The sequence below is a fragment of the Kitasatospora sp. NPDC093806 genome (assembly GCF_040683335.1).
Lineage (GTDB): Bacteria > Actinomycetota > Actinomycetes > Streptomycetales > Streptomycetaceae > Kitasatospora.
On record NZ_JBFBDO010000108.1, the window covers coordinates 19926 to 27360 of the forward strand.

The following is a 7435-nucleotide window of genomic DNA, read 5'->3' on the forward strand; positions in this document are numbered from 1 at the left end:
CGGCGGTCTCGGGGACGGTCCGGATGGGTCCGGATGGGTCCGGATGGGTCTAGATGACCAGGCTGAGCGGCATGATCAGGACGATCGCGACCACCGAGATCACCGTCTCCATCACCGACCAGGACTTCAGCGTCTGGCCGACGCTCATCCCGAAGTACTCCTTCACCAGCCAGAAGCCGGCGTCGTTGACGTGCGAGAAGAACAGCGAACCGGCGCCGATCGCGAGCACCAGCAGGGCCGCGTGGGTGGACGACATGTCGGCGGCCAGCGGGGCGACGATGCCGGCCGCGGTGATCGTGGCCACCGTCGCCGAACCGGTCGCCAGCCGGATCAGCACCGCGATCAGCCAGCCGAGCAGCAGCGCCGAGATGTGCCACTTGCTCGACCACTCGCTCACCGCGCTGCCGACGCCGACGTCGATCAGGGTCTGCTTGAAGCCGCCGCCCGCGCCCACGATGAACACGATGCCGGCGATCGGGCCGAGCGACTTGCCGACCGTGTCCGAGATCCGGGCCTTGTCGAAGCCGGCCGCCTTCCCGAGGGTCACCATGCCGAGCAGGGTCGCGGCGAGCAGCGCGATCAGCGGGGAGCCGATGAAGTCGAACACCCGCTGCGGCAGCGCCTTCGGGTCGTCGATCACGACGTCCGCCAGCGCCTTGCCGAGCATCAGCACCACCGGCAGCAGGATGGTCGCCAGCACCGCGCCGAACGACGGGGTGCGGTCCGGCTTGGCGGCGGTTCCCGCCGGGGTGGTGGCCTCCTGGGCAGTGGCGTCCGGGATCGCCAACGGGCCCACCCAGCGCTCGGCGAAGCGGGCGAACAGCGGACCGGCGATGACCAGCGTCGGGACGGCGATCAGCAGCCCGAGGGCCAGCGTGACGCCCAGGTCCGCCTTCAGCGCGTCGACCGCGACCAGCGGGCCCGGGTGCGGCGGCACCAGGCCGTGCAGGACGGACAGGCCGGCCAGCGCCGGGATGCCGATCCGCATCAGCGGGACGTTGCCGCGGCGCGCCACCAGCAGCACGATCGGGATCAGCAGGACGACCCCGACCTCGAAGAACAGCGGCAGCCCCAGCACGGCCGCGATCAGCGCCATCGCCCAGGGCAGCGCCTTCGGGCCGGACCGGGACAGCACGGTGTCCGCGATGATGTTCGCCCCGCCGGAGTCGGCGAGCAGCTTGCCGAGCATCGCGCCCAGGCCGATCAGCAGGCCGACGCCCGCCACGGTCGAGCCGAAGCCGGTGGAGAAGCTGCTGAGCAGCTTGTCGAACGGCGCGCCCGCGACGGCGGCCAGCAGGCCCGAGCCGAGGGTCAGGGCCAGGAACGGGTGCAGCTTCAGCTTGGTGATCAGCAGCACGATGGCGCCGATGCTGAGCAGCACGGCGACCAGCAGCTGGGTGTCGCTGTCGGTGTGCGGGAGGGCCGGTGGGGCGGCCGCGAGCACGGTGAGGGTGGTGGGGGACGGGATCACGCGAGGTCTCCATTGACGGGCCGCAGCAGGGCGACGGCCTTCTCGACGAGTTCTTCGGGGGTCGGCCCGACGTCCAGGACGGCGCCGCGCTCGTCCGGGCCGAGGGGTTCCAGGGCGGCGTACTGCGAGCCGAGCAGGGACGGCGGCATGAAGTGGCCGGTGCGGTGGGCGAGGCGGTCCTCGACCAGCTCGTGACCACCGCTGAGGTGCAGGAACCAGGCGTCCGGGCAGGCCGCGCGCAGGATGTCGCGGTAGCCGTGCTTCAGCGCCGAGCAGGTGACCACGCCGCCGGTGCCGGCCTCGGCGCGCTCCTTGAGCCAGGCGCCGACGGCGCGCAGCCAGGGGGCGCGGTCCTGGTCGTCCAGCGGGGTGCCGGCCGACATCTTGGCGATGTTGGCCGCCGGGTGGAACTCGTCCGCCTCGGCGAAGGGAAGGTCGAGGCGGTCGGCCAGCAGCCGGGCCAGGGTGGTCTTGCCGACACCGGAGACGCCCATCACGACGATGGTGGGGGGCGTGCGGGGGGTGTCGTGGTTCTCGACGCTGAGAGCCATGGGTGGTGCTCCTTCGTTGCCTGGCCGCCACTATCGCCTCAAAGATATGACGTATTCAAGTGGGGGAAACCAAATCGTCATACTTTTGAGGGGGTGGGTGGCCGGGCGGGGTGGGCAGGAGCGCTGCGCGCGGCAGAGCGGTGGGGGCGGAGGGACAGGCGGGAGGGGCGGCCAGGGCAAGGAAGGTCGGAGCGCTGCGCGCGGCAGAGCGGAGGCGCACGGCAGTGCAGACGAGGCACTGCGGGGCGGCAGGGCAGGGGTGCGGGGGTGAGGGGTGGGGTGGGCGTCTAGGCTGGCGGGATGGAGATCCAGGGGCTGCCCGGCCGACTGCTCGCGGAACTGGGGCCGGCCATCGTGTCCGGGGAGATCCCGGAGGGCGCGGTGCTGCGGGCCGAGGAGCTGGAGGAGCGGTTCGGCGTCTCCCGGACCGTGGTGCGCGAGGCGGTCCGGATCCTGGAGGGGATGCGGATGGTGGCCTCCCGCCGCCGGGTCGGCATCACCGTCCAGCCCAAGGCGGACTGGGACGTCTTCGACCCGCTGGTGATCCGCTGGCGCCTCGCCGGCGCCGACCGGTCCGCGCAGCTGCGCTCACTGGGCTCGCTGCGGCTGGCCGTGGAGCCGGCCGCCGCCGCGCTCGCCGCGCGGCACGCCACCGACGACGAGCGGCGCCGACTGAGCGCGCTGGCGGTCGAGTTGACGATGACCGCGCGCGCCGCCGACCTGGCCTCCTTCCTCCAGCACGACATCGACTTCCACGCCACCCTGCTGCAGGCCTCCCGGAACGAGATGTTCGCGCACCTCGGGGACACCGTCGGGGCGGTGCTGACCGGCCGGACCGAGTACCATCTGATGCCCCATCAGCCGGAGCCGTACGCGATCCGGCTGCACCGCGAGGTCGCCGAGGCGGTCTGCGCGGGGGACGCCGGGCGGGCCGAGCAGGCCATGCGGACGATCGTCGAGGGCGCGCTGGAGGAGTTGGACCGGCAACTCGGCTGAGACCGCCGGGTGTTCGGTACGCTCTGGGTCGGATCACACGCTTTGGTGGCGGTTCGGGGGATTTCGCGCGCATAGTCCGGGTACGACGGGGCAGAGTGGAGCGCGGGGGCGCGTTTCCGGCGCCCGCCCTGCCCGTTCCGCCGCCCTGCCCGCGCCTGGGGGTCGCCCGATGCCATCCGCACGCCGTCGCCGCCGTCTCCCCGACGAGGTACGGACGGCCGTCGTCCGCGCGGTGCTCTGCCTGTCGTTCACCCTGGTCGGCCTGGTGGTCGCGACGCTGTCCTCGTACGCGGACAGCTGGTTGATGACGCCGGCTCTGATGGCGATGGGGCTCGGGGTGTTCGGCACGATGTGGTGCCTGCTGGAGATCCTGATCTCCCGCCAGGTCGCCGCGCAGCGGATGCGCGGGCCGAACTCCGCGCACCCGATGGCCGGCAGCCGGGCACCGGCCGCGCCCCGCCCGCCCCAGCCGTACCCCGCCCCGCCGCACGCCGCGCAGCCGTATTCCACACAGCCGCATCCCGGGCAGCCCCGCCCGCCGTACCCGGGCCCGCCGCCGCAGGGCCAGCAGCCGCCCCCGGGGTACCAACCCCCGGGGTATCCGCCGCCGGCCGGGCCGCCCTACCCGGGTGGCCCCGCGCCGCGTCAGGCGGGGCTTACCACCCGGTAGTGGCTGGTCAGCCGACGGTCCCCGTCCAGGACGTGGAAGGCCAGCATCGGCGGCTGGTCGAAGGAGATCCCGGACCCGCCCTCGAAGGGCAGCGAGACGGTGGAGACCAGGCTGGGCGCCACCAGCAGCGGCAGCCCGGCGAAGGTGGTCGCCGCGGCCGTGTGCGCGTGGCCGCAGAGCAGCGCGGCCACCCGGGGGTGGCGGCGCAGCACCCGCGCCAGCCCCGCCTCGCCGAACTGCCGGATCGGGTCGACGTACGGCAGGTGCAGTTCCACCGGCGGGTGGTGGAAGGCGACCAGCGCGGGGCGGTCCGGCCCGCCCTCGGCGAGGGTGCGGTCCAGCCAGCCGAGGGTCTCCTCGTCGAGCAGGCCGTCGTCCTGGCCGGGGATCGAGGAGTCGAGCATCAGCACGTCGGCGCCGGGCAGCGCGTGCAGCCGGTTGACCGGGCCGCCGGTGGGCTCCTCGCCGAGCAGCACCTCCCGGTAGGGCCCGCGCACGTCGTGGTTGCCCGGGCAGATCAGCACCGGGTGCCGGGAGGTCAGCGCCTTGGCGACCTCGTGGTACTCGGCGGCGTCGCCGTGGTCCGCGAGGTCGCCGGTGACCAGGACGGCGTCCAGCGGGCCGGGCAGGGCGTCGAGGTACGCCATCACCCGCTCGGCCCGCCGGCGGGCGCGCTCGCCGCCGTCCCCGTGGTGGTCCTGGCCCAGGTGGGTGTCACTGAGGTGAGCGATCGTCAGCATCGGCATGGGCCCCACGGTAGTTCGGTCACGACGTGGCGGGAACCTCCGTGGGACGCTTGAACATCCGGGTGGCGGTGATCTCGCCGTGGATCGCCGGGCCGTCCGGGTCCTGCGGGGCGGGCAGGCCGGGGCGCAGGTGCTCCTCCACCGAGATGTACTTGAGCCCGGCCCGCAGGTCGGCGTCGTTGCGCAGCCGGATGACCAGCGGGAACTCGGCGAGCGCGGTGGTGTCGAACAGCCCGGTGGTGTAGATCAGCTGGACGCCGAGCGCGTCGGCCACCGCGCGCTGGAGCTCCAGCAGGTAGGTGGCGTTGGCGCGGCCGATCGGGTTGTCGAGGAACAGCGTGCCCGCGTGCCGCAGCTGGGACTGGCCGCGGTCGTTGGCGCGCAGCGCGGCCATCGTGCAGTAGAGCGCGATGGCGGCGGTGAGCAGCTGGCCGCCGGAGAAGACGTCGGACATCTGGCCGACGCTCACCCGCTCGGCGCGCAGCACCGCGTCGGGCTTGAGGATCTCGACGGCGACGCCCTTGGGGCCGATCGCGGCGGCGACGCCGCGCAGCAGCAGGGACATGCCGTCGCGGCGCAGGTCGCTGTTCTTGCGGACGGCGGCGCGGGTGGCCTCGTCGATGACCTCGCCGAGACGCTCGACCAGGGTGGCGTGGTCCGGGTCCTCGAAGCGGATCCGGAGGAACTCCTGGCCCGACCACTCCCCCAGCCCCTCGGGGAGGCGGGAGAGCCGCTGGGCGGCGCGCAGGGTGGCCAGCGAGGACTCGACCAGGCCGCGCAGCCGGTCGACGATCGAGCCGCGGTTGCGCTCCAGCTGGGCGAGCTCGTCGGTGAGCACACGCAGCCGGGGGGCGAAGGCGGCGGCCCAGTTGGCGGCGTGGTCGGGCAGGGCGGCGGCCGGGAGTTCGCGGATCTGCTGGCGGGCCGGGGTGCGGACGGCCTCGTAGCGGGCCGCGTTGGCGTGCCGGACCAGCGCGTCGGAGGCGTCCCGGACGGCGAGTTCGGCGGAGGAGAGCTCGCCGGCGGCGGTGCGCAGCGCGCGCCGGGCCTCGGCGCCGGCGGTGCGGGCCTCGGCGAGCGCGCCGAGGTAGGGCTCGGCCAGCGTCTCGGCGTCGTCCTGCTGTTCGCGCAGGCCGTCGCGGAGCTGGCCGGCGAGTTCGTCGAAGTCGGCGGCGGCGGCCTGGGCGGTGTCGAGGGTGCGCTGGAGGTCGGCGTACGCGGTGCGGGCGGTGTCGACGGCCTCGCGGCGTTCGGCGAGCCGGCTGGTGGCGGTGCGCAGCAGGGTCTGGGCGTGCTCGGGGTCGCTGGGGACGAGCTCCTCGGGCAGCTCGGTGTGCGCCTCGCCGTCGGCGGGGGCGGAGCGTTCGGCCTCGCCGCGCAGTCGGCCGAGCTGTTCGCTGGCGGCGGCGGAGCGGCTCTCGATGGTGGCGACGAGTTCCTCGGCGCGGGTGGCGGCGGCCTGGCGGGCCGGGCCGTCGGCGCCGTCGGGGCTGTTGAGCAGTTCCTCGGCGCGGACCCGGACCTTGTTGGTGAGGCGGTCGAGTTCGGTCGCGGCGGCGGCCTCGTCGCCTTCGGCGCGGGCCTGTTCGGCGCGCAGGTCGGCGCCGACGCCGACCTTCTCGTAGAGCTGGGAGGCGGAGCGGTAGGCCTCGCGGAGCTCGGGCAGCGCGGCGGGGGCGGCCTCGGCCGACTCCTCGGCCTGTTCGGCGGCGGGGATCTCGGCCCGCTCGGCGCGCAGCGCGCGGACGGTGCGGCGGGCGTCGTCGGCGGCGCGCTGGGCGGCCCGGCGGTCCTCGTCGCAGGTGCGGGCGCGTTCGGCGCAGACGGCCTGGCGGCGGTCGCACTCGGCGGCGTCCTCGGCGAGTTCGCGCTGGCGGCGGCTCCAGTTGGCGCGTTCGCGCAGCCGGAAGGCGAGGCCGGAGAGGGCGTCGGCGCGGCGGCGGGCGCGCTGGGCGGCCTCCCGGTGCTCCTCGTGGGCGGAGGCGGCGGCGGCGTGGTCGGTCTCGGCCTCGTCGTGGTCGGCGCGCAGGGTGGCCAGCCCGGCGGCGGCCTGTTCGGCGTGCTCGTGGGCGGCCTCGGCGGCGGCGGCGAGTTCGGCGAGGGTGCCGGGCGGGCAGCTGGCGTGCCAGGAGGCGAGCCGGGCGGCGAGCGCGCGGTCGCCGCCGAGGCGGGCGGCGAGTTCGCGGATGTGCTCCTCGCGGGCGGTGGCGCGGGCGCGCAGTTCGCGGCGTTCGCCGTCGGCGGCGGACTCGTCGTGCATGGCCGGGTTCGGCGGGACGAGGAAGAAGGCCGGCACGTCGGTGATCGGGGCGATCAGCGAGGCGGCGGCGCCGACGGCGACGGTGGAGCGGGGCAGCAGGGCGGCGGAGTTCAGCGCCTCGCGGGCCCGGTCGAGGGAGTTGGGGTCGGTGACCACCACGCCGTCGACGAGTTCGGGGCGGGCGGCGAGGATCGCCTCGTGGTCGGCCGGGTCGACGGACTGGGCGAGGTAGCGCCAGCCGGGCAGCGCGGGGATGCCGTGCTCGGCGAGGTACTCGACGGTGGCGAGGACGTCCGGGCCGGGCGGCAGCAGGCCGCCGTCGCCGAGCGCGGCGAGGATCCGGGAGTCGTCGGCGGCGGCGGTGCGCAGGTCGAACAGGGTGCGTTCGGCGGTGGCGATGGCCTCGTCGAGGAGTTCGCGCAGGTACTCGGCGTTGCGGTCGAGGACGGCGGGGGTGAGGAAGCCGGCGTCCTCCTCGGCGCCCTCCTGGTAGGGCGTCAGGGAGAGCAGGTCGGCGAGCCGGGGTTCGGTGGCGAGCAGGGCGGCGGTGCGCTGCTCGGTGGCGAGGGCCTGCGCGGCGGCCTTGCGGGCGTCGGTGGCGCGGGCGGCGGCGAGTTCGGCGCGGCCGGTGGCGGCGGCGGACTCGCGCAGCCGGGCGGCGGCGGACTCGGCGACGGTGCGGGCCTGGGCGAGGGCTGCGCCGGCGGCCTTCTCGACGTCGGCGGCGTGCAGGGCGGCGCG

At 75.2% G+C, this 7435-nt stretch carries 6 protein-coding genes; 2 read left to right on the plus strand and 4 right to left on the minus strand.

Features of this window, described 5'->3' with window-relative positions:
• Window positions 1–49: 49 nt before the first annotated feature.
• The gene (locus AB0N76_RS32810) at window positions 50–1444 is read right to left on the minus strand and encodes a gluconate:H+ symporter (RefSeq protein WP_363563457.1); all 1395 of its coding nucleotides are present in this window, start codon (window positions 1442–1444) and stop codon (window positions 50–52) included.
• Between the two features lie 23 nt (window positions 1445–1467).
• Window positions 1468–2022 carry a gluconokinase gene (locus tag AB0N76_RS32815; RefSeq protein WP_363563447.1) on the minus strand — a complete coding sequence of 185 codons (555 nt, stop codon included), beginning with the start codon at window positions 2020–2022 and terminating at the stop codon, window positions 1468–1470.
• 300 nt (window positions 2023–2322) lie between these two features.
• On the opposite strand from AB0N76_RS32815, the gene AB0N76_RS32820 reads away from it, so the two are divergent.
• Together AB0N76_RS32820 and AB0N76_RS32825 are read left to right on the plus strand one after the other, a co-directional pair.
• Window positions 2323–3018 (plus strand): FCD domain-containing protein, encoded by a 696-nt coding sequence (locus AB0N76_RS32820; protein WP_363563449.1) that lies wholly within the window; start codon window positions 2323–2325, stop codon window positions 3016–3018.
• 169 nt (window positions 3019–3187) lie between these two features.
• Window positions 3188–3688 carry a hypothetical protein gene (locus tag AB0N76_RS32825; RefSeq protein WP_363563451.1) on the plus strand — a complete coding sequence of 167 codons (501 nt, stop codon included), beginning with the start codon at window positions 3188–3190 and terminating at the stop codon, window positions 3686–3688.
• On the opposite strand, the gene AB0N76_RS32830 is transcribed toward AB0N76_RS32825, so the two are convergent.
• Window positions 3664–4428 (minus strand): metallophosphoesterase, encoded by a 765-nt coding sequence (locus AB0N76_RS32830; protein WP_363563459.1) that lies wholly within the window; start codon window positions 4426–4428, stop codon window positions 3664–3666. The two genes, AB0N76_RS32825 and AB0N76_RS32830, sit on opposite strands and share 25 nt — an antisense overlap.
• A gap of 25 nt (window positions 4429–4453) precedes the next feature.
• The coding region (locus AB0N76_RS32835) for a hypothetical protein (protein WP_363563453.1) at window positions 4454–7435 on the minus strand (2982 nt) is incomplete at its 5' end.